Source organism: Novosphingobium guangzhouense (assembly GCF_002896965.1).
Classification (GTDB): Bacteria; Pseudomonadota; Alphaproteobacteria; order Sphingomonadales; family Sphingomonadaceae; genus Novosphingobium; species Novosphingobium guangzhouense.
Window position 1 is genome coordinate 1 of sequence record NZ_LYMM01000109.1, and the last position, 1,657, is coordinate 1,657.

Annotated in this window: 1 protein-coding gene; it reads left to right on the plus strand. The window is 70.4% G+C overall.

Annotated features, from left to right (window positions below):
* Window positions 1–1,657, plus strand: a 1,657-nt coding sequence (locus A8V01_RS27935; protein ID WP_245892868.1) for a Y-family DNA polymerase, incomplete at both ends; no start/stop codon positions are given.

A 1,657-nucleotide genomic window follows, 5' to 3' on the forward strand; every position in this document is an offset into this window, starting at 1 on the left:
TGCCGTTCCTGGCCATCGAACGGCTGAGACGGCAGGACCGGTTCGCCGCGCCGCGGCCTGAGCCGCGCGCACTCCAGCTTCCCGTCGACGACAATCCCGGTGCCTGCTCGGTTCCTCGCGGGTGCGGGTGGCGGCCGGGTGCGCGCTGGGCGCGCGAGCGGCAGAACGGAGAAGTGCCGGGGGCCGTCAGGGTCGAAGACCGCACACGCCTCGATGTCGAGAGCGAGATCGCGGCGTTGCCGTTGCATGCCAAGCCGCCGATGCGCGAACTGGGGCGACGCTCCGAATCGGCAGAGCATCCGTTCAAGCGGATGGCCTCGTCAGCAGTGTCGGAACAGTTGCACGACGCCCCGCAGGTCGCGGCCGCTCCGCTGGCGCTCGTTGGCAAGGTCGGTCGCCGCGACGAGATCGTTTCGGCCTGTCCGGCGGCGAGAGCGCTGGGCATCCATGTCGGCATGGCGGCAACCCATGCCCGCGCGCTTGTTTCGGACCTCGACTTCCGCCCTGCCGAGCCCGAGGTCGATGCGGCGTTGCTCGATCGCCTGGCGTTGTTCGGCATTCGCCGCTGGTCACCGATCGTCGCAGTCTCGCCCCCTGACGGCATCTGGCTGGACCTCACCGGCGCCGCGCACCTGCATGGCGGGGAGGAGCGCTTCTGCCAGCGGCTACAGGCGTTCTGCCGCCGCGCCGGGTTCACAGCGCGCATTGCCATCGCCGACACCCCCGGGGCCGCGCACGCGCTGGCCCGCTACGGCCGCGAGGACATCGCGATCATCCGCCAGGGCGGCGTGCTGAAGGCGCTGTCGCCGCTTCCGGTCGCGGCGCTGCGCCTCGAAGGCGGCGCACTGGCCGCTGCGCGCAAGTTCGGTTTCGAGACGATCGCCGACCTGCTTCCCGTCGCGCGCGGGCCTTTGGCGAGGAGGCTCGGCCTCGCGACCATCGACCGGCTCGACCAGGCGCTGGGCGGCAAGGCCGAACCTATCACCCCGCGTGAGGACGTGGTTATCCCCGCAGTCGAGCGTCGGCTGCTCGAGCCGATCGGCACGGCCGAAGCGATCGCGCAGGTGATGCACGATCTGCTGAAGGACTTGGCCGAAGTGCTCCAGCGTCGGGGGCTGGGTGCGCGCTCGCTGCGCCTGATTGCTCTTCGCATCGATGGCGGCGAGCAGGTGGTGGCGATCGGCACCTCCCGCCCGACCCGTGAAGTGCCGCACCTGCTGCGCCTCCTGAAGCTCAGGATCGAGCGTATCGATCCCGGCATGGGTCTTGAACAGTTCCAGCTTCTGGCGCCGCATACCGAGCCGCTCGATGCTGAGAACCTGGGCGCGATCCTCGCTGGGGAAAGTACGGTGCGCGATCCTGCGCGTCTCGTCGACGTCGTGGCAGGCAGGATCGGCCCCGGTGCCGTGTTCCGCATTGCGCCCGTCGAGAGCCATGTGCCTGAACGTGCCGTAAGGCCGACCAGCCCAATCGAGACCGCCGGTTCCTGGCCTGCCTGGCAGCGGCCGGTGAGGCTGTTCGCGCGGCCCGAGCCCTTGTCGCGCGTGATCGCGCTGTTGCCCGATCAGCCGCCCAAGCGCTTCGAGTGGCGAGGCCGGTCCTACAAGGTCGTGGCCGGCGACGGGCCGGAGCGCATCCATGGCGAATGGTGGCGGCG